The 19087-nt window shown below is 61.4% G+C and carries 20 protein-coding genes; 5 read left to right on the top strand and 15 right to left on the bottom strand.

The features are described 5' to 3' along the window. Window positions 1-132 precede the first annotated feature (132 nt). The 3 genes from clpB to rluD form a co-directional block, all read right to left on the bottom strand. Window positions 133-2697, bottom strand: coding sequence for an ATP-dependent chaperone ClpB (gene clpB, locus ACP7E3_RS08095; RefSeq protein WP_017845477.1), 2565 nt, complete (start codon window positions 2695-2697; stop codon window positions 133-135). Between the two features lie 131 nt (window positions 2698-2828). Continuing rightward, a complete protein-coding gene (gene pgeF / locus ACP7E3_RS08090; protein WP_256823102.1) occupies window positions 2829-3554 on the bottom strand; it encodes a peptidoglycan editing factor PgeF in 726 nt (241 codons plus the stop codon). Next, on the bottom strand, window positions 3551-4513 hold the full coding sequence (rluD, locus tag ACP7E3_RS08085) for a 23S rRNA pseudouridine(1911/1915/1917) synthase RluD (protein ID WP_017845479.1): 963 nt from the start codon (window positions 4511-4513) through the stop codon (window positions 3551-3553). The genes pgeF and rluD overlap by 4 nt, the downstream gene beginning before the upstream one ends. 149 nt (window positions 4514-4662) lie before the next feature. On the opposite strand from rluD, the gene ACP7E3_RS08080 reads away from it, so the two are divergent. Beyond that, on the top strand, window positions 4663-5688 hold the full coding sequence (locus tag ACP7E3_RS08080) for an outer membrane protein assembly factor BamD (RefSeq protein WP_017845480.1): 1026 nt from the start codon (window positions 4663-4665) through the stop codon (window positions 5686-5688). 125 nt (window positions 5689-5813) lie between these two features. Then, a complete protein-coding gene (locus ACP7E3_RS08075; protein WP_026139830.1) occupies window positions 5814-6047 on the top strand; it encodes a PP0621 family protein in 234 nt (77 codons plus the stop codon). Here ACP7E3_RS08075 and thiO read toward each other — a convergent pair. The 5 genes from thiO to pilV form a co-directional block, all read right to left on the bottom strand. Continuing rightward, the gene (thiO, locus tag ACP7E3_RS08070; RefSeq protein ID WP_017845481.1) at window positions 6034-7143 is read right to left on the bottom strand and encodes a glycine oxidase ThiO; all 1110 of its coding nucleotides are present in this window, start codon (window positions 7141-7143) and stop codon (window positions 6034-6036) included. The two genes, ACP7E3_RS08075 and thiO, sit on opposite strands and share 14 nt — an antisense overlap. Before the next feature lie 62 nt (window positions 7144-7205). Continuing rightward, complete coding sequence (locus ACP7E3_RS08065; protein WP_017845482.1) at window positions 7206-7607, bottom strand: type IV pilin protein; 402 nt, start codon at window positions 7605-7607, stop codon at window positions 7206-7208. A gap of 11 nt (window positions 7608-7618) precedes the next feature. Further along, entirely contained in the window at window positions 7619-8110 is a 492-nt protein-coding gene (locus ACP7E3_RS08060) for a pilus assembly PilX family protein (protein WP_233098929.1), read from the bottom strand. Window positions 8111-8156: 46 nt separating this feature from the next. Continuing rightward, window positions 8157-8864, bottom strand: a complete 708-nt coding sequence (locus ACP7E3_RS08055) for a PilW family protein (protein WP_046384737.1) — start codon at window positions 8862-8864, stop codon at window positions 8157-8159. Then, window positions 8861-9346 carry a type IV pilus modification protein PilV gene (gene pilV, locus ACP7E3_RS08050; protein ID WP_128191603.1) on the bottom strand — a complete coding sequence of 162 codons (486 nt, stop codon included), beginning with the start codon at window positions 9344-9346 and terminating at the stop codon, window positions 8861-8863. The genes ACP7E3_RS08055 and pilV overlap by 4 nt, the downstream gene beginning before the upstream one ends. A 204-nt stretch (window positions 9347-9550) precedes the next feature. Between pilV and ACP7E3_RS08045 the strand changes: the two genes are divergently transcribed. Next, window positions 9551-10132, top strand: a complete 582-nt coding sequence (locus tag ACP7E3_RS08045; RefSeq protein WP_426122796.1) for a GspH/FimT family pseudopilin — start codon at window positions 9551-9553, stop codon at window positions 10130-10132. Here the strand turns inward: ACP7E3_RS08045 and ispH are convergent. From ispH to murJ, 6 genes are all read right to left on the bottom strand, one after another. After that, a complete protein-coding gene (gene ispH, locus ACP7E3_RS08040; RefSeq protein ID WP_017845487.1) occupies window positions 10086-11033 on the bottom strand; it encodes a 4-hydroxy-3-methylbut-2-enyl diphosphate reductase in 948 nt (315 codons plus the stop codon). The two genes, ACP7E3_RS08045 and ispH, sit on opposite strands and share 47 nt — an antisense overlap. 137 nt (window positions 11034-11170) lie before the next feature. Further along, window positions 11171-11608, bottom strand: a complete 438-nt coding sequence (fkpB, locus tag ACP7E3_RS08035; protein WP_169850802.1) for an FKBP-type peptidyl-prolyl cis-trans isomerase — start codon at window positions 11606-11608, stop codon at window positions 11171-11173. 7 nt (window positions 11609-11615) lie between these two features. Further along, complete coding sequence (gene lspA, locus ACP7E3_RS08030; protein WP_017845489.1) at window positions 11616-12125, bottom strand: signal peptidase II; 510 nt, start codon at window positions 12123-12125, stop codon at window positions 11616-11618. After that, entirely contained in the window at window positions 12118-14949 is a 2832-nt protein-coding gene (gene ileS / locus ACP7E3_RS08025; RefSeq protein WP_126588907.1) for an isoleucine--tRNA ligase, read from the bottom strand. The genes lspA and ileS overlap by 8 nt, the downstream gene beginning before the upstream one ends. A gap of 14 nt (window positions 14950-14963) precedes the next feature. Further along, complete coding sequence (ribF, locus tag ACP7E3_RS08020; RefSeq protein WP_017845491.1) at window positions 14964-15902, bottom strand: bifunctional riboflavin kinase/FAD synthetase; 939 nt, start codon at window positions 15900-15902, stop codon at window positions 14964-14966. Between the two features lie 120 nt (window positions 15903-16022). Next, on the bottom strand, window positions 16023-17561 hold the full coding sequence (gene murJ, locus ACP7E3_RS08015; RefSeq protein WP_169865178.1) for a murein biosynthesis integral membrane protein MurJ: 1539 nt from the start codon (window positions 17559-17561) through the stop codon (window positions 16023-16025). Between the two features lie 253 nt (window positions 17562-17814). On the opposite strand from murJ, the gene rpsT reads away from it, so the two are divergent. Continuing rightward, entirely contained in the window at window positions 17815-18093 is a 279-nt protein-coding gene (rpsT, locus tag ACP7E3_RS08010) for a 30S ribosomal protein S20 (RefSeq protein WP_003215870.1), read from the top strand. 164 nt (window positions 18094-18257) lie between these two features. On the opposite strand, the gene ACP7E3_RS08005 is transcribed toward rpsT, so the two are convergent. Then, window positions 18258-18743, bottom strand: coding sequence for an FKBP-type peptidyl-prolyl cis-trans isomerase (locus tag ACP7E3_RS08005; protein ID WP_017845493.1), 486 nt, complete (start codon window positions 18741-18743; stop codon window positions 18258-18260). Between ACP7E3_RS08005 and ACP7E3_RS08000 the strand changes: the two genes are divergently transcribed. Beyond that, window positions 18742-19032: a DUF3565 domain-containing protein gene (locus ACP7E3_RS08000; RefSeq protein WP_046384743.1), complete on the top strand. Its 291-nt coding sequence runs from the start codon at window positions 18742-18744 to the stop codon at window positions 19030-19032. The genes ACP7E3_RS08005 and ACP7E3_RS08000 overlap by 2 nt on opposite strands. The last annotated feature ends 55 nt before the right edge of the window (window positions 19033-19087 follow it).

Genomic DNA, 19087 nt, shown 5'->3' with positions numbered 1-19087 from the left:
GGGAGAAGAAACCCGTGGGCTGACGTTGCTGCGGGGCGCACTTTACAAGCCTTTGCCTTACAGTTCAACGCCCTATCGAAAAAAAAGGCCTCGCAACGCGAGGCCCTCTCTTTATAGCCCGACCGACCGAACTCAGTGGAAGACGATTTCGTCGTTTTCCACCGTGGCCTTGACGCTGGTGCCCGGCATAAAGCTGCCCGACAGAATCAGCTGGGCCAGCGGGTTTTCGATCCAGCGCTGGATCGCACGCTTCAACGGCCGTGCGCCATACACCGGGTCGTAACCGACCGCGATCAGCTTGTCCAACGCCTCGGGGCTCAGCTCCAGCGCCAGCTCGCGCTCGGCCAGACGGCTGCGCAGGCGGCCCAACTGGATCTCGGTGATGCCCGCGATCTGATCCCGTGCCAAAGGCTCGAAGATCACCACTTCATCGACCCGGTTGATGAATTCCGGGCGGAAGTGCGTGGTCAGCGCATCCATCACCGCTGCGCGCTGGGCTTCACGATCGCCCACCAGTTCCTGGATCTGCACCGACCCCAGGTTGGAGGTCATCACGATCACCGTGTTGCGGAAATCCACAGTACGCCCGTGGCTGTCCGTCAGCCGGCCATCTTCCAGCACCTGCAGCAAGATGTTGAACACGTCCGGGTGGGCCTTCTCGACCTCATCCAGCAGGATCACCGAGTAGGGCTTGCGCCGTACCGCTTCGGTCAGGTAACCGCCTTCCTCGTAGCCTACGTAGCCCGGTGGCGCCCCGATCAGGCGAGCCACGGAATGTTTCTCCATGAACTCGGACATATCGATCCGCACCATGGCTTCTTCGGTGTCGAAGAGGAACTCGGCCAAGGCCTTGCACAACTCGGTCTTACCCACACCGGTCGGGCCGAGGAACATGAACGAGCCACTTGGGCGATTCGGGTCGGACAACCCGGCACGGGAACGCCGTACCGCGTTGGACACCGCCACCACCGCCTCTTCCTGGCCGATGACGCGCTGGTGCAACAGGCTTTCCATCTTCATCAGCTTGTCGCGCTCGCCTTCGAGCATTTTCGACACGGGGATACCGGTCCACTTCGAGACAACTTCGGCAATTTCTTCCTCGGTCACCTTGCTGCGCAGCAATTGGTTCTCGCTGTGACCATGCTGGTCGACCATCTGCAGGCTGCGTTCCAGGTCCGGGATCACCCCGTACTGCAACTCGGCCATGCGGTTCAGGTCGCCCTTACGGCGTGCGGTTTCCAGCTCCTGGCGCGACTGCTCGATCTTTTGCTGGATCTGTGCCGAACCCTGTACTTCAGCTTTTTCCGCGTTCCAGATTTCCTCGAGGTCCGAGTACTCGCGCTCCAAGCGGAGGATTTCTTCCTGAAGTTTTTCCAGACGTTTTTTCGCCGCTTCGTCCTCTTCTTTTTTCAGTGCCTGGGATTCGACTTTCAGTTGAATCAGGCGCCGATCCAGACGGTCGAGCACTTCCGGCTTGGAGTCGATCTCCATGCGGATACGGCTGGCCGCTTCGTCGATCAGGTCGATGGCCTTGTCGGGCAACTGCCGGTCGGTGATATAGCGATGGCTCAATTTCGCCGCCGCAATGATCGCGCCGTCAGTGATCGCTACCTTGTGGTGGACCTCATAGCGTTCTTTCAGGCCCCGCAGGATCGCGATGGTGTCTTCTTCGCTCGGCTCTTCCACCAGCACTTTCTGGAAACGCCGCTCAAGGGCTGCATCCTTCTCGATGTACTGGCGGTATTCGTTGAGCGTGGTGGCACCCACGCAGTGCAACTCACCCCGCGCCAAGGCAGGCTTGAGCATGTTGCCGGCGTCCATCGAGCCTTCGCCTTTACCGGCGCCGACCATGGTGTGCAACTCGTCGATAAACAGAATGATCTGCCCTTCCTGCTTCGACAGCTCGTTAAGCAGGGATTTGAGACGCTCTTCGAACTCGCCGCGGAATTTCGCGCCGGCGATCAGCGACCCCATGTCCAGGGACAGCAGACGCTTGCCCTTGAGGCCGTCCGGCACTTCACCGTTGATGATGCGCTGGGCCAGGCCCTCGGCAATCGCGGTTTTACCCACGCCAGGCTCACCGATCAGCACCGGGTTGTTCTTGGTACGGCGCTGCAGGACCTGGATGGTGCGACGAATCTCGTCGTCACGGCCGATCACCGGGTCAAGCTTGCCTTCTTCGGCGCGCTTGGTCAGGTCGACAGTGTATTTATCCAGGGCCTGGCGCGACTCCTCGTGGTTGGGGTCGTTCACCGCTTCGCCGCCACGCAGGTTGTTGATGGCGTTTTCCAGGGCTTTTTTGCTGACGCCCTGGCCCAGCAACAATTTGCCGAGCTTGCTGTTTTCGTCCATGGCGGCGAGCAGCACCAGCTCGCTGGAGATGAACTGGTCGCCCTTCTGCTGAGCCAGGCGGTCCGCTTGATTGAGCAGGCGCGCCAGGTCCTGGGACATATTCACGTCGCCGGTAGGATTCTGGATTTTCGGCAGTTGGTCGAGCTCTTTGCTCAACTCTTTGCGCAGGCTGTTGACGTCGAAGCCCACCTGCATCAGCAAGGGCTTGATAGAACCACCTTGCTGTTCCAGGAGCGCCTGCATCAAGTGCGCAGGCTCAATGGCCGGGTGGTCGAGGCCGACTGCCAGGGACTGGGAGTCCGATAAGGCCAATTGCAGTTTGCTGGTTAAACGATCAATACGCATTAGTCACCTTCCTTTTGAGCAGGCCGGAGCTACAAACACATCCTGAATGAAGAAACCTGCCAGATAGCCCTATAGATGTGGTCGATTCTGGGAGATTCAAGCGTCGGACAGTTGACGTAGATCAGAAGAGTCTAGCGCTCCAGCCAAATAAGGGAGGCGAACCGACCCGTGCGTGGACTGCGGCGGAAAGAAAAGAAGCGCGGATCGTTCACGGTGCAGAACCCGCCACCGTAAACGGCAGTGATACCGCGGGCAGCCAGGCGCAAACGGGCCAGCTGGTAGATGTCGGCCATGAACTTGCCAGGGTTGCGGCTGGGCACAAAGGCCTGGGCGGTGCCCGGCAGTTGCTGCACGAACGCTTCCCGCACTTCCGGGCCGACTTCGAAGGCTTGCGGGCCAATGGCCGGGCCCAGCCAGACCAATATGTCGGCAGGCTCGGCTTGCAGGCTTTCGGCGGTGGCCTCCAGCACGCCCGCGGCCAAGCCACGCCAACCCGCGTGAGCGGCGGCGACGCGTGTGCCGGCGCGGTTGCAGAACAACGCAGGCAGGCAATCGGCGGTCATGGAGGTGCAGGCGATGCCCGGCGTGCTGGCCCAACTGCCATCAGCTTCGGCAATGCGCTCGGGGTCGGCCTCGACCACGTTCACGCCGTGGACCTGGCGGAGCCAGGCCGGCCGGACATGAAAGACTTCGGTGAGGCGACGGCGATTTTCAAGCACCGCCTCGGGGCTGTCCTCGACGTGATCGCCCAGGTTGAGGCTGTCGAACGGCGCCAGGCTGACGCCGCCCGCACGGGTGGTGACGCAGGCCTTGACCTGAGCCGGCGCGGGCCAGTCAGGAATCAGCCAGTCACTCATCCGATAAATGCCTCGCGATCCTGCCTGAGCAGCGACAGCAACCAGACCAGATCGTCCGGCAGAGGCGATTCCCAGCTCATCCGCTTACCGCTCGTCGGATGATCCAGCTCCAGGAACCGCGCATGCAGCGCCTGACGCGGGAAGGACTTCAGCGATTCAACCATGGTGACACTGGCCGCCGGCGGAATACGGAAGCGACCGCCGTAGGCCGGATCTCCGACCAACGGGAAGTTGATGTGCGCCATGTGTACGCGAATCTGGTGGGTACGGCCGGTTTCCAGCTTGACCCGCACATGGGTGTGGGACCGGAAACGCTCCAGCACACGGTAGTGGCTGACGGCCTGCTTGCCGCCTTCCATCACCGCCATACGCTGGCGCTGCTGGCCGTGACGACCGATAGGCGCATTGATCTTGCCACCCGCCACCACGACGCCGATCACGATGCACTCGTAGATCCGGCTGACGCTGCGGCTCTGCAACTGTGTAACCAGCTGCGTCTGGGCCTGAATGGTCTTGGCCACCACCATCAAGCCGGTCGTGTCCTTGTCCAGGCGGTGTACGATGCCGCAGCGCGGGACATTGATGATGTCCGGCACATGGTGCAACAGAGCATTGAGCAAGGTGCCATCAGCGTGCCCGGCCGCCGGGTGAACCACCAGGCCTGCGGGTTTATTGATGACCAGGATGTCGTCGTCTTCATAGACGATGTCCAGCTCGATGTCCTGGGCGATCCATTCTCCCTGGGCTTCCTGCTCGGCAGTCAGCTCAAGAATCGCACCGCCATGGACTATGTCTCGCGGGCGGATAACCGCTCCATCCACAGTCAGGCGGCCGTCTTTGATCCAGGCGGAAAGGCGCGAGCGCGAGTGCTCAGCGAATAATTGTGCGGCGACTTGATCGAGGCGTTGGCCGCCCAATTCGGACGGCACCTCTGCGCGAAGTTCAATTTTATCGGACATGCTCAGACTAGGCGTGGCACAGCCTTTGGTTTCGGCTGCGCGCTTGTGGTTAAATACGGCGTCTTTTGCCCCGATGCTTTCAACGGGGCGCTCATCATAACAGGACGGCCCCGCCCAAGACAGCGGCCGTCATAGGGACGCAAGCCGCCATGCAAGTGAAACACCTGCTGCTGATCGCCATCCTCGCCATGACTGCTGCTTGCTCGTCAACAAAGGAAGTCGTCGACGAAAACCTGAGCGAAGTCGAGCTGTATCAACAAGCTCAAAAAGACTTGGACAATAATAGCTACACCAGTGCCACAGCCAAGCTGAAGGCCCTGGAGTCGCGCTATCCGTTCGGGCGCTACGCCGACCAGGCCCAGCTCGAGCTGATCTACGCCAACTACAAGAACGCCGAGCCGGAAGCCGCCAAGTCCGCCGCCGAGCGTTTTATCCGCCTGCACCCGCAGCACCCGAACGTCGACTATGCCTACTACCTCAAGGGCCTGACCTCGTTCGACCAGGACGTTGGCCTGCTGGCGCGCTTCCTGCCGCTGGACATGACCAAGCGTGACCCGGGCGCTGCCCGCGACTCCTACAATGAGTTCGCCCAGCTGACCAGCCGCTATCCCAACAGCCGCTACGCGCCGGACGCCAAGCAGCGCATGATCTACCTGCGTAACCTGCTGGCCTCCTACGAAATCCACGTGGCCCACTACTACCTGACCCGTCAGGCTTACGTGGCAGCCGCCAACCGTGGTCGCTATGTCGTGGAAAACTTCCAGGAAACCCCTTCCGTGGGTGACGGCCTGGCGGTGATGACCGAGGCCTACCAGCGCCTGCACCTGGACGCCCTGGCGGCCACCAGCCTGGAAACCCTGAAGCTCAACTACCCGGATCACCCAAGCCTGAAAGACGGCCAGTTCGTGCCTCAGGTTGCCGAAGCGGACAACCGTTCGTGGCTGAGCAAGTACACCCTGGGCCTGATCGAGTCGCGTCCACCGCTGCCGCCGGGTGAAACCCGCGCCAACCAGGACGTGATGAAACAGTTCCAGGACGCCAAGGAAGCCATCCCTGCGGACCTCAAGCCCCATGATGAAAATGGCGATGTGATCGAAGAACAAGCGCCGCAAGCCCTGGGCAACAACCAGGACCGCTCGTGGTTCAGCTACATGACCTTCGGTGTGTTCGACTGATCATCCGACGCAACGTAAAAAGGGAGCCCTCGGGGCTCCCTTTTTTATGCGCAAGCGTTATTGCGCTGTGCGCCTGCCACGTCCTTGGCTAAACTGGCGCATTCCTTGTCGAGAAACTGCCCATCATGGTTCGTCTACTGTTCTGGATTGCCGTCATTGCTGCCGCGGTATGGTTCTGGCGCAAATTCAAAAACCCGGCCGTCAAACAACAACGCTCCGGCGAACCCGACGCAACGCCAATGGTGCGCTGCGCTCACTGCGGCGTACATCTGCCGCAGGACCGAGCACTGAGCTCACGGCAAGAATGGTATTGCACCCAGGCGCATCTGGAGCAAGGGCCGAAAGCTATCCAACGTTGATCCGACCTGCGGGCGCGTAGGGCGCAGGGTCGATGATCGGCGTGTGCCCCAGCAACAAATCGGCGAATAACTGGCACGACGCCGGCGCCAGCACGAGGCCGTTGCGGTAATGCCCGCAATTGAGCCACAGCCCGTTGAAACCGGGGACAGGACCGATGTAGGGAATACCTTCCGGCGAGCCTGGCCGCAGGCCCGCCCAATGGCCAACCACCTCGGCATCCGCCAAGGCGGGAATCAACTCCACGGCCGAAGCCTTCAGGCTCTCCAGCGCCGATCCGGTCGGCGTCTTGTCGAACCCTTCATGTTCCAGGGTACTGCCAATCAGAATGTGCCCGTCACGCCGCGGGATCGCATAACGCCCGTTGGCCAGGACCATGCTCGACAGAAAGTCCGAGGCGCATTTGTACAGAATCATCTGGCCCTTGACCGGCTCAACCGGCAGCGACAGGCCCAGCTTGTCCAGCAACTGCCCACTCCAGGCCCCCGCCGCAAGCACGACCTGATCACCGAGCACCGGCCCGGCAGGCGTATTCACGCCGACGACGTTGTCGCCGTCCAACACAAAGCCGTCAACTTCGCACTGTTCATGAATCGTCACGCCTGGCAGCGCCAGCAGCGCCGCCTTGAGGGATTTGATCAGGCGCGGGTTGCGCACATTCGCCACATTCGCCATGTAGATCGCCTGGGAGTAACCACCGCCCAGCACCGGAACCGCATCATGGGCGACCGACACATCCACCTTGCTCAATGGCCGTCCTTCGCGCGCGGCCCAGGCCAATGCGTCGGCTTCATCCTCCAGGTCCAGCCAGTAGAGCCCGGTGGTGTGGACCTCCGGATCAACGCCGGTATCGGCAAACAAGCGCTCGGCCAGTTGTGGATAAAAGTCCTGGGACCAATGAGCCAAAGCCGTGACTGCCGGGCTGTAGCGCCACGGGTACAGCGGCGAGACAATGCCGCCACCTGCCCACGAGGACTCCTGCCCGAGCCCCGAGCGCTCCAGCAGTACGACTGCCAGGCCCTGGGTCGCCAGGTTGAACGCCGTCAACAAGCCGATTACTCCTCCACCGACCACCACCACTCGCTGTTGCTTAGCCATCATTTGATCCAGCCGATAAAAAGGGAAAAGCGCACTCGGCGCCCACTCATGGAGTACACCCATCACTGCCCCCAGCATGTCTTGCGTGACATGCCTGGGGCCGCTCCGGGGTTGGTCCGCGCACCGCTACTGGTCAGGCTGAATGCCCCGCAAGCGTCGCCTGCCATGACAGAGTCGACGCCTGGTGTGGCCAGCAGGCTGAAATCCTGAGGGTTCAGCGCAGCCGTGATTCTATAGCGATCATTGCCGACGCTGACGCCGCTTGCATCAATAAAACTGCCATTGCTCGTGTAATACCGCTCCAGAGACTGAGCTTGCTCGGTCAACAGCACGACAATTTCCGCGCGATAGGCCTTGTTCACATGGCCGACATACGCCGGATAAACGACACCGGCCAGCACCGCGACGATCGCCACGGCAGTCAGTAACTCAATCAATGTAAAACCCTGGCTATCCATGCCCATTGCGCCGCTCCTCAGTAAAGTTGTCGCCACATCACTCGCTGAAACCGCGAGCGCCCTCCCTCGTCCACCCGCGCATACATGGCCTCCAGCACCGTGCGCGATTGGCCACGGAGCCCCACCGCCGTAACCCGATAGAGCATTGCCGGCATCTGCGCAGGCAAATGAGCCAGCCCCACGACAGGCCCGAGCGCTTGAACCGCGTAAAGACCGCCGTCCATGGCGGCCCAGTTCACCCTCGAAACGGGATCGGTTCCGGGAGCTATCACCGAAGACGACTCGCGCGGCGGCGCACAGGTGATGATCGACGCGCACACAGGCCACGCGGCGCCTGCCCGCCGCACGGCCGCCTCCCCCAGCCTCAGGCCACTTTCGGCACTTTGCAGCGACTGGTTGCGATGCCAGACACTGCCAACGACCTTCTGCTGGGACACCGCACCCTGCATCGAAGACAACGCGATCAGCGATAACAGCAACAGGAACACCAGGCTGATCAGCAGCACCATGCCCGCCTGCCGTCGTTCAACAACACGAAACCCTGCCATGGTCGCCCTACCCCAGCCGGTTGCGCAGCGCTGCAACCACGCTCCAGGTTTGCGCCTTCACCAACCCGTCCGGGTCTTGCAGCGTCAAACGGATGCGTACACTGCGTATCAGCGAATTGTCGGCCGGGCCGGGGTCATAACCCACCACCGGAGTCGAGTCAGGCTTGGCTGCCACGCCGAAACTGATCTCGAACGCCTGCACGTTGTCCACCAGCACCGCCTTGGCCGGGGCTGACGGGGTACTGACTTTCAGCTGGCCAGCCTCGAAGGTGTAGGTGAGCTGGCGTATCGCAAAGCGTATCTGCCCCGGCACGGCGGGTGGTGGCGTACCGGCATAAGCGTGGGCAGAGCCGGAGCAGTCGGACAATACGGTCCAATCCGGCGCGCCGCCGTCCTCGCCGACCTCAGCGCTGACCAGCGTCAGCGACCTTGCGTCACCCGTGGCACTCCAGCTGATTGGTCGATCGAAAGCCAACGGCGCACCTTCGATCGATGCCGTAGCCAGGCAACCGAACATGCCCGCTAGGCGAATGTCCTGAATCAGCTTGCCGAGCGCAAACCGCGCATCATCCTGCAGCAGCATGGCGGCCTGCTGGCTGGCATCGGTGGTTCGAGCGCTGATGGCGATTTGGCTGAACCCAAGGCTCAGCACCAACCCGAGCGTCAACGCCAGCAGCAGCTCCAACACACTGAAACCCCGCACCCGCCGATTCATTGCGACACCTGCGATTCATCGGCGATGCGGCTGGTGAGTGTGAGCGTTTCCCTCGCCCCGGCTTTTTTTGCCCCCCTGGCATCATCCCAACTGATGCTCACGGTCACCTCATCGGCACGAACGAGCACCGAGCCACTGCCGCTGTCGCCGGCGAAACCGATGATATTGGCCTCGAAATCGTGCAGGTCGAGGTCGCGCACGCTGCCCGTCGACGTGAACAGTGGCGCGCGCTCGGTTCGCACCCACGAATAGTCGGCGCCAGCATTGGCGCGAATGCGGTCCAGCATGTCGTAGGCGATGAAGCTGGCCTGGCTGGTCATCCGCGTACTGTCGGTGTACTTGAGCGCATTGAGCTGGACCACCGCAGCGCCCAGCAGGCCGATCACCAGAATCAGCACCGCCACCACCACCTCGATCAGGGTGATGCCGGTTTGGTGGCGGGAAGTCACCGGTCGAAACAAAGCAGTCGAGCAAGCAAGCATTACCGTCGTCATCCCTGTCAAAGGCCGGAAAAAGCAGGAAAAACCTGCTGTGCGGCCCAAGACTAGCGGCGGTTTTCGGCCTGTGCCGCTCCCGGAACAAAGGGAAATACTTTGGACATAAAGGCCAGCACTCAACGCCACGACCGGAGCGCTATACCTAGGCATGCCACCTGAATATTCATCGCGTCCACGGAGGGACCGCACATGACACAACGAGGCTTCACCCTGATCGAACTACTGCTCGGGCTGATCCTGAGCGGCATCCTCACGCAGCTGGCGGTCCCCAGTTTCAAGGGGCTGCTGGAATCCCAGCAGCGACACAGTGCGGCCCAGTCTCTGGTTGGCGGCCTGCGCTATGCGCGCAGCGAAGCCATCGCACGCAACCGGGCGGTAGTCATTCATGCCTTGGACGACGATTGGAGCCGGGGCTGGCGGGTGATCGTGGACCTGAATGGGCGCGGCCATCTGGACGACGATAATCCCGTATTGCTGGAGCATCAGGACAATGGGCGCGTACCGATCGTGGGCAATGGCCCGGTCAGGAGCCAGGTACGCTTCAGCGGGCTGGGCGAGCCGGTCTTTGCCGGCGGGGGCTTTCGTGCCGGCACCGTGCATGTATGCGCCACGGATCAGGCACAAAGCCTGTTTCAAGTGGTGCTGGCCCCCAGCGGACGCATCAGCCTGCGCCGGGATAAAACCGAGCAGGCATTATGCCGGGGCTCGCTCAACACCCTGGGACTCAGAGCAGCGAACGCACCCGCAGCTCCTTGGGCATGGAGAAAGTGATGTTCTCCTCACGACCGGCCAACTCATCGGCACCGGTGGCGCCCCAGGCCTGCAACTGCTGGATCACACCGCGCACCAGCACTTCCGGCGCCGAGGCGCCCGCAGTGATGCCGATGCGCTCGACGCCGTCGAACCAGCTGCGCTGCATGTCCTCGGCGCCGTCGATCAGGTACGCCGGCGTGGCCATGCGTTCAGCCAGTTCACGCAGGCGGTTGGAGTTGGAGCTGTTAGGGCTGCCGACAACCAGCACCACATCACATTCATCGGCCAGTTGCTTGACTGCGTCCTGGCGGTTTTGCGTGGCGTAGCAGATGTCGTCCTTGCGTGGGCCGCCAATTGCCGGGAAGCGTGTGCGCAGGGCATCGATCACTCGGCTGGTGTCGTCCATCGACAACGTGGTCTGGGTGACGAAGGCCAAACGCTCAGGGTTGCGTACCTGCAGGTTGGCGACGTCTTTTTCGTCTTCCACCAGGTAGATTGCGCCACCGTTGCTGCCATCGTACTGGCCCATGGTGCCTTCGACTTCCGGGTGGCCGGCGTGGCCGATCAGGATGCATTCACGGCCATCGCGGCTGTAGCGCGCGACTTCGATATGCACCTTGGTAACCAATGGGCAGGTGGCATCGAACACTTTCAGGCCGCGGCCTGCTGCTTCGGTCCGCACCGCCTGGGATACGCCGTGGGCGCTGAAGATAACGATAACGTCGTCCGGCACCTGGTCGAGCTCTTCGACAAAGATGGCGCCGCGAGCGCGCAAGTCTTCGACCACGAATTTGTTGTGGACGACTTCATGGCGCACATAAATCGGCGGCCCGAAGACTTCCAGGGCACGGTTGACGATTTCGATCGCGCGGTCCACGCCGGCGCAGAAGCCACGGGGGTTGGCGAGTTTGATTTGCATGCTGTGCCTCGTGTCTTTGTGGGAGCTGGCTTGCGTGCGATGCGGTCGACTCGGTGTATCAGGTACACCGAGGTGATGCCATCGCAGGCAAGCCAGCTCCCACACAAGCCAGCGCCCGCAGGAGCCGGTTCTGTCAGTTAGAGCGCTTTAACGTCGAAGATTTCTACGTCAAACGTCAAGGTTTTACCGGCCAACGGGTGGTTGAAGTCGATGGTCACTTGCGCGTCATCGAAGGCTTTGACCACACCCGGCAGCTCGGTGTTCGCCGCATCGTTGAAGATCACCAGCAGGCCTTCCGACAGTTCCATGTCCTGGAACTGCGAACGCGGAATGATCTGTACGTTTTGCGGGTTGGGCTGGCCAAAGGCGTTTTCCGGCAGGATCTGCAGGGTGCGCTTGTCGCCGGCCTTGAAGCCGAACAAGGCCGCTTCAAAACCCGGCAGCAGGTTGCCATCGCCCACCTTGAAGGTCGCCGGGGATTTGTCGAACGTGCTGTCGACCGTGTCGCCATTCTCCAGGCGCAATGCGAAATGCAAGGTGACTTCCGTGTTCTGGCCGATGCGTTGTTCAGCCAATACCTGATCAGTCATGAACGGTCTCTCCGGTTTTCTTACTTTTGAACATATCGAGTGCCAGCATGATTGCACCGACGGTGATGGCGCTGTCGGCAAAATTGAACGCGGGGAAGTACCAGCGGTTCTGCCAATGCACCAGAATGAAGTCGATCACATGGCCCAGGGCGATGCGGTCGTACAGGTTGCCCAGCGCGCCACCCAGCACCAGCGCCAAGGCGATGGCCAGCCAGGTGTCATCGCGCCCCAGGCGCTTGAGCCAGACCACCAGCACCGCACTGACCACCACGGCGATCAGGGCGAACAACCAGCGCTGCCAGCCGCCGCCATCGGCCAGGAAGCTGAACGCCGCGCCGGTGTTATAGGCCAGCGTCCAGCTGAAGTAATCCGGGATCACCACGATCTGCTGGAACATCTCCAGGGAGCCCTCGAAGTGAGCCTTGCTGACCTGGTCGATGACCAGGACCAGCACGCTCAATACGAGCCAGCCAAGACGTCCGAAACGACTGGCGTTAGGCATAGTGACGAACCTCGCCGGCACCGCTGATGTTGTCGACGCAACGACCGCAGATTTCCGGATGCTCAGGGTTCACGCCGACATCTTCACGGCAGTGCCAGCAACGGGCGCACTTGGGGAAGGCCGACTTGACGACTTTGAGCTTCAGGCCAGGCACTTCGGTGGCCACGGCATCCGCCGGGGCCAGGGCGAATGGCGCCAGGCTCGCGGTGGAGGTGATCAGCACGAAGCGCAGTTCGTTGCTCAGCTTGGCCAGGTCGGCGCTCAGGCCTTCTTCGGCAAACAGGGTGACTTCGGCTTGCAGGTTGCCACCGACGGCCTTGGCCGCGCGCTGCACTTCCAGCTCCTTGTTCACGGCCACTTTCACCGCCATCACGCCGTCCCAGTACTCGCGGCCCAGTTCGAAGTCGGCCGGCAGTTCGGTCAGGCCTTCGTACCAAGTGTTGAGCATCACCGATTCGTTGCGCTCGCCCGGCAGGTATTCCCACAGTTCGTCGGCGGTGAAGGCCAGGATCGGTGCGATCCAGCGCACCAGCGCTTCGGAGATGTGGTACAGCGCGGTCTGCGCCGAGCGGCGCGCCTTGCTGTTGACGCCGGTGGTGTACTGGCGGTCCTTGATGATGTCGAGGTAGAAACCGCCCAGCTCCTGCACGCAGAAGTTGTGGATCTTCGAGTAGACGTTCCAGAAGCGGTATTCGCCGTAGTGCTCTTGCAACTCGCGCTGCAGCAACAGGGTACGGTCCACGGCCCAACGGTCCAGGGCGAGCATGTCCTCGGCCGGCAGGATGTCGGTGGCCGGGTTGAAACCGGTCAGGTTCGACAGCATGAAGCGTGCGGTATTGCGGATACGGCGGTAGGCATCGGCGCTACGCTGCAGGATCTGCTCCGACACGGCCATCTCGCCCGAATAATCGGTCGAGGCCACCCACAGACGCATGATATCGGCGCCCAGGGTGTCGTTGACCTTTTGCGGCGCGATCACGTTGCCCAGGGACTTGGACATCTTGCGGCCGTTTTCGTCGACGGTGAAACCGTGGGTCAGCAGTTCGCGGTACGGTGCGTGGTCGTCGATGGCGCAACCGGTCAAAAGCGACGAGTGGAACCAGCCACGGTGCTGGTCCGAACCTTCCAGGTACAGGTCGGCGCGCGGGCCGGCCGCATGACCCATCGGGTGCGAACCGCGCAGCACGTGCCAATGGGTGGTGCCGGAGTCGAACCACACGTCGAGGGTGTCGCTGATCTTGTCGTACAGCGGCGCTTCGTCGCCCAACAGCTCGGCGGCGTCCAGCTTGAACCAGGCTTCGATGCCTTCCTGCTCAACGCGCTGGGCCACGACTTCCATCAGTTCGACGGTACGCGGGTGCAGCTCGCCGCTTTCCTTGTTGAGGAAGAACGGGATCGGCACGCCCCAGTTGCGCTGGCGGGAGATGCACCAGTCCGGACGGTTGGCGATCATCGAGTGCAGGCGCGCCTGGCCCCAGGCCGGGACGAACTTGGTGTCTTCGATGGCTTTGATCGCACGGTTGCGCAGGGTGTCGCCGCTGGCCGGTTCTTTATCCATGCCGATGAACCACTGCGCAGTGGCGCGGTAGATCAGCGGGGTCTTGTGGCGCCAGCAGTGCATGTAGCTGTGCTTGATGGTCTCGGTGTGCAGCAGCGCGCCGACTTCCGACAGCTTGTCGATGATCGGCTGGTTGGCCTTGAAGATGAACTGGCCACCGAAGAATTCCAGGGACGGCGCATAAACACCGTTGCTCTGCACCGGGTTCAAGATGTCGTCGTTGACCATGCCGTAGGCCTTGCAGGTCACGAAGTCGTCTACGCCGTAAGCAGGCGCGGAGTGAACGATGCCGGTGCCGGCGCCCAGTTCAACGTAGTCAGCCAGGTACACCGGCGACAGGCGGTCGTAGAACGGGTGACGGAAGTTGATCAGTTCCAGCGCGGAACCGGTGGTGGTGGCGATCACCGAACCTTCCAGCGCGTAACGCGCCAGGCAGGCTTCGACCATCTCTTCGGCCAGCACCAGCAGGCGATCACCGACATCCACCAGGGCGTAGGTGAATTCCGGGTGGACGTTCAGCGCCTGGTTGGCGGGGATGGTCCACGGGGTGGTGGTCCAGATCACGATGGCGGCTGGCTTGGCCAGGCTTGCCAGGCCAAAGGCCGCGGCCAGCTTGGCGTCGTCGGCGATCGGGAAGGCCACGTCGATGGTCGAGGACTTCTTGTCTTCGTACTCGACTTCCGCTTCAGCCAGGGCCGAACCGCAGTCGAAGCACCAGTTCACGGGCTTGAGGCCCTTGAACACGAAACCGCCCTTGACGATTTCGGCCAAGGCGCGGATTTCACCGGCCTCGTTCTTGAAGTCCATGGTTTTGTACGGGTTGGCCCAGTCGCCCAGGACACCCAGGCGGATGAACTCGGACTTCTGCCCTTCGATCTGCTCGGTGGCGTAGGCACGGCACAGTTCGCGGGTTTTATCGGCGCCCAGGTTCTTGCCGTGGGTCACTTCGACTTTGTGTTCGATCGGCAGGCCGTGGCAATCCCAACCCGGGACATACGGCGCGTCGAAGCCCGAAAGGGTCTTCGAGCGGACGATCATGTCCTTGAGAATCTTGTTCAGCGCATGACCGATGTGAATCGTGCCGTTGGCATAAGGAGGGCCGTCGTGCAGGACGAATTTCGGACGATCCTTGCCAATTTCGCGCAACTTTCCGTACAGGCCAATACTGTCCCAGCGCTGCAGGATCTGCGGTTCGCGCTGTGGCAGGCCGGCCTTCATTGGGAAGGCGGTGTCCGGAAGGTTTAGCGTGGCTTTATAGTCGGTCATTTAAGGCTCTTCGGTTAGCGATGGGCGCTAGGTGCGGCTAGGGCACGGGCGGCGGCGACATCCGCATTGATCGCCGTTTTCAACGCCTCGAGGGAGGCGAAACGCTGCTCTTCACGCAGCTTTTGGTGGAAAACCACCGTCAAACGCCGGTCATACAGATCACCGGCAAAATCCAAAAGGTGAACCTCCAGGTGGGCCTTGCCATCACCTGCAACCGTGGGCCTGACGCCTATATTGGCGACTCCCGGCCACGATTGGCCGTCGATGTCGACGCTCACCAGGTAAACCCCGGTCAGCGGCACACGACGGCGCTTGAGCTGCACGTTGGCGGTTGGCGTGCCCAGTTGGCGCGCCAGCTTCTGGCCGTGCAATACCCGCCCGGCAATGCGGAACGGGCGACCGAGCAAACGCTCGGCCAAGGCGAAGTCGGCAGCGGCCAGGGCATTACGCACCTGGGTACTGCTCACGCGCAGGCCGTCCAGTTCGACGGTTTGCGCGGCTTCGACGGTAAAACCCTGGGTTACGCCGGCGTGCTGCAGAAAATCGAAATCGCCGACCCGATCACAGCCGAAACGGAAGTCGTCGCCGACCTCCAGGTGCTGTACGCCCAAGCCATCCACCAGGATACGGTCGACGAACTCGGCGGCGCTGAGGCTGCGCAAACGCTGGTTGAAGGCCAGGCACAGCACACGGTCCACGCCCTCCTCGGCCAACAGTTGCAGCTTGTCGCGCAAGCGGGCCAGGCGCGCTGGCGCCGTTTCCGGGGTAAAGAATTCCCGCGGCTGTGGCTCAAAAATCACCACGCAGCTGGGCACGCCCAACTCGACCGCACGCTCGCGCAGCCGGGCCAGGATAGCCTGGTGGCCACGGTGTACACCGTCAAAGTTGCCAATAGTGGCGACGCAGCCCCGATGCTGGGGGCGCAGGTTGTGGAGACCTCGAACCAGCTGCATAACGCGCTTCTTGCTCATAAAGTGGTCGATTATAACCACACCCGGCCCCGGATCACAGGCAACAGCGCAGGGCAAAATGGATGGAATCGATAAAACACCGGTTTTATCGCGGCAAACTCGCTAACCCAGCGCCTTGCGATTGAAATCCCGCAGGCGGAAACCTTGCAGCAGCAACATCCCGAAGTACACCACCACGCCCGCCACCACCAGCACGCCCAGGCGCAAGAAACGCTCGAGCATATGGCCTTGATCCCAGGCCGGCATGAAGTGCATCAGACCCAGCAATACCGCCGACATCATCGCCACCGCCACCAGCAGCTTGAGGGCAAACATGCCCCAGCCAGGCTGCGGCTGGAACATCTGCTGTTTGCGCAGTTGGTAAAACAGCAGGCCGGCATTGATACAGGCACCGGCGCTGATGGCCAGGGCCAGGCCGGCATGCGCCAGCGGACCGATGAACACCAGGTTGAGCAGTTGCGTGACGATCAGCGTGAAGATCGCGATCTTCACCGGCGTGCGGATGTTTTGCTGGGCGTAGAACCCCGGCGCCAGCACTTTGATCACGATAATCCCAAGCAGACCGACCGAGTAAGCGATCAGCGCGTGCTGAGTCATCAAGGCATCGTGCGCGCCGAATTGCCCGTACTGGAACAACGACACCGTCAGTGGCTCGGCGAGGATTCCCAGGGCCAGCGAGCACGGCAACACCAGCACGAAGCACAGGCGCAGGCCCCAATCGAGAATGCGCGAGTATTCATGGCGGTCCTTGCTCGCGTAAGTACGCGCCAGCGTCGGCAGCAGAATCGTGCCCAGGGCCACGCCGAGGACGCCGGACGGCAGCTCCATCAAGCGATCGGCGTAGTACATCCACGACACCGAACCGGACACCAGCAATGAGGCGAACGCGGTGTTGATGATCAGCGAAATCTGGCTGACCGACACCCCGAGGATCGCTGGCAGCATATTGCGCATCACGCGCCAGACGCCGGTGTCCTTGAGGTTCAGGCGCGGCAACACGAGCATGCCGATCTTTTTCAGGTGCGGCAGTTGGTAGAGCAATTGCGCCAGGCCGCCGGCCAGGACGGCCCAGCCCAGGGCCATGACCGGTGGATCGAAGTAAGGCGTGAGGAACAGCGCGAAAATAATCATGCTGACGTTAAGCAGGGTCGGCACGAACGCCGGCACCGAGAAACGGTTCCAGGTATTGAGGATGGCGCCAGCCAGGGATGACAGGGAAATCAGCAATATGTAGGGGAAAGTCACCCGCAGCAGATCAGTGGTCAGCGCGAATTTTTCCGGCGTATTGGCAAAACCGGGCGCCGTGGCCCAGATCACCCACGGCGCGGCGAGCATGCCGATCACAGTCACCAGCATCAGCACCAGGGTCAGCAAGCCCGAGACATAGGCAATGAATGTGCGGGTCGCCTCCTCGCCCTGCTGCGTCTTGTATTCCGCCAGAATCGGCACGAACGCCTGGGAAAACGCGCCCTCGGCGAAGATCCGCCGCAACAGGTTGGGCAGTTTAAAGGCAATGAAGAACGCATCCGTGGCCATGCTGGCGCCGAAAATGCGTGCCAACAAGGTGTCACGCACAAACCCCAATACCCGGGAAATCATCGTGATTGAGCTGACGGCAGCCAACGATTTGAGCAGATTCATTGAAAGAGTTTGCGCCTATAGATAAAGAGCAGGCGAACTACGCGCCTACTTATGCGATACTGCGCGCCTGCAACAGCACAGCGCCAAAGCTCGCGAGTTTACAGGTCAAGCGCCGGAAATAAATCACCCGCCTCTTCAGATCGACCACTCAGCAGTTCGCATCAACCGCCCTTGACAACCCATCAACTCATCGGCATGATTCGCGGCCTATTTTGTTTGCTATTTCCTAAAAAGTCTTTCGAGGAGCTCGACGGTGGCCAACACACCTTCCGCCAAAAAACGTGCAAAACAGGCTGAGAAGCGTCGCAGCCACAACGCCAGCCTGCGTTCCATGGTTCGTACCTACATCAAGAATGTAGTTAAGGCCATTGACGCAAAAGACGCTGAAAAAGCTCAAGCTGCTTACGTTCTGGCTGTGCCAGTTATCGACCGTATGGCCGATAAAGGCATCATCCACAAGAACAAAGCTGCTCGCCATAAAGGTCGCCTGAACGGCCACATCAAGGCTCTGAACCTTGCTGCTGCAGCCTAAGCGATAAACTGCCACGCAGGTTTACCTGCGTAACAGTTAAGAAATGCCCCGTACCGAAAGGTCCGGGGCATTTTTGTTTGGGCGCCATACATCTTTATTGCACGCACAAAAAAACGCCCCGAACCAGTCGGGGCGTTTTTGCTACCACCTGATCAAAACATCGATCAATGGTGATGACCGCCTTCACCGTGGACGTGGCCGTGAGCGACTTCTTCCTGGGAAGCGTCGCGGATGGCAACGATCTTCACTTGGAAGTTCAGGCGCTGGCCTGCCAGAGGGTGGTTACCGTCGACAGTGACGTCGTCGCCGTCCAGATCACGGATGGTGACGATCTGCATTTGGCCGTCCGGCGCGGAAGCGTGGAACTGCATGCCCACTTCCAGTTCGTCGACACCTTCGAACATGCTGCGGCTCAGGGTGCTGACCAGTTCGGCGGAGTATTCGCCGTAAGCATTTTCAGGCTCTACGACAACGGTCAGTTCATCACCGACGCTCTTGCCGACCAGGGCGTTTTCCAGGCCCGGGATAATGTTGCCTGCGCCTTGCAGGTAGACCAGCGGCGCGCCGCCGGCTGAGCTGTCGATGACCTCACCAGCGTCGTTGGTCAGGGTATAGTCGATGGAGACAGCCTTGTTAGCGGCGATCGTCATGGGGCGAGACCTTTTGCATAAGAATGAAGAACGGACAAGTCTAAACAAGGATTTGCCCGAAAGCGAACAGAACCCGGACGGACGGGACCAATCAACGGCCGTCGTCATCATCGGATTCCACCAGGACGACGACCGGCACTGGGTTGCCGAGCTGTCCTGCGGCCACACCCAGCACCTGCGCCACCAGCCGCCCTGGCAATCGCGCGCCTGGGTGCTCGACCCCGCACGCCGCCTGGAAAAAATAGGCCAGCCCTTTGCCTGCGGCTGGTGTGCGCAGGAGCGCGAATAACGATAACCTTGGCGCCTGATTCCCGGTAGGCACTCAACCATAGAGCGCCACCGAA

This window comes from Pseudomonas sp. PSPC2-3, from assembly GCF_049898265.1.
In the GTDB taxonomy this organism is placed as follows: domain Bacteria; phylum Pseudomonadota; class Gammaproteobacteria; order Pseudomonadales; family Pseudomonadaceae; genus Aquipseudomonas; species Aquipseudomonas veronii.
The sequence above is the reverse complement of the archived record's forward strand: the minus strand, read 5'-3'. Positions and strand labels throughout refer to the sequence as shown.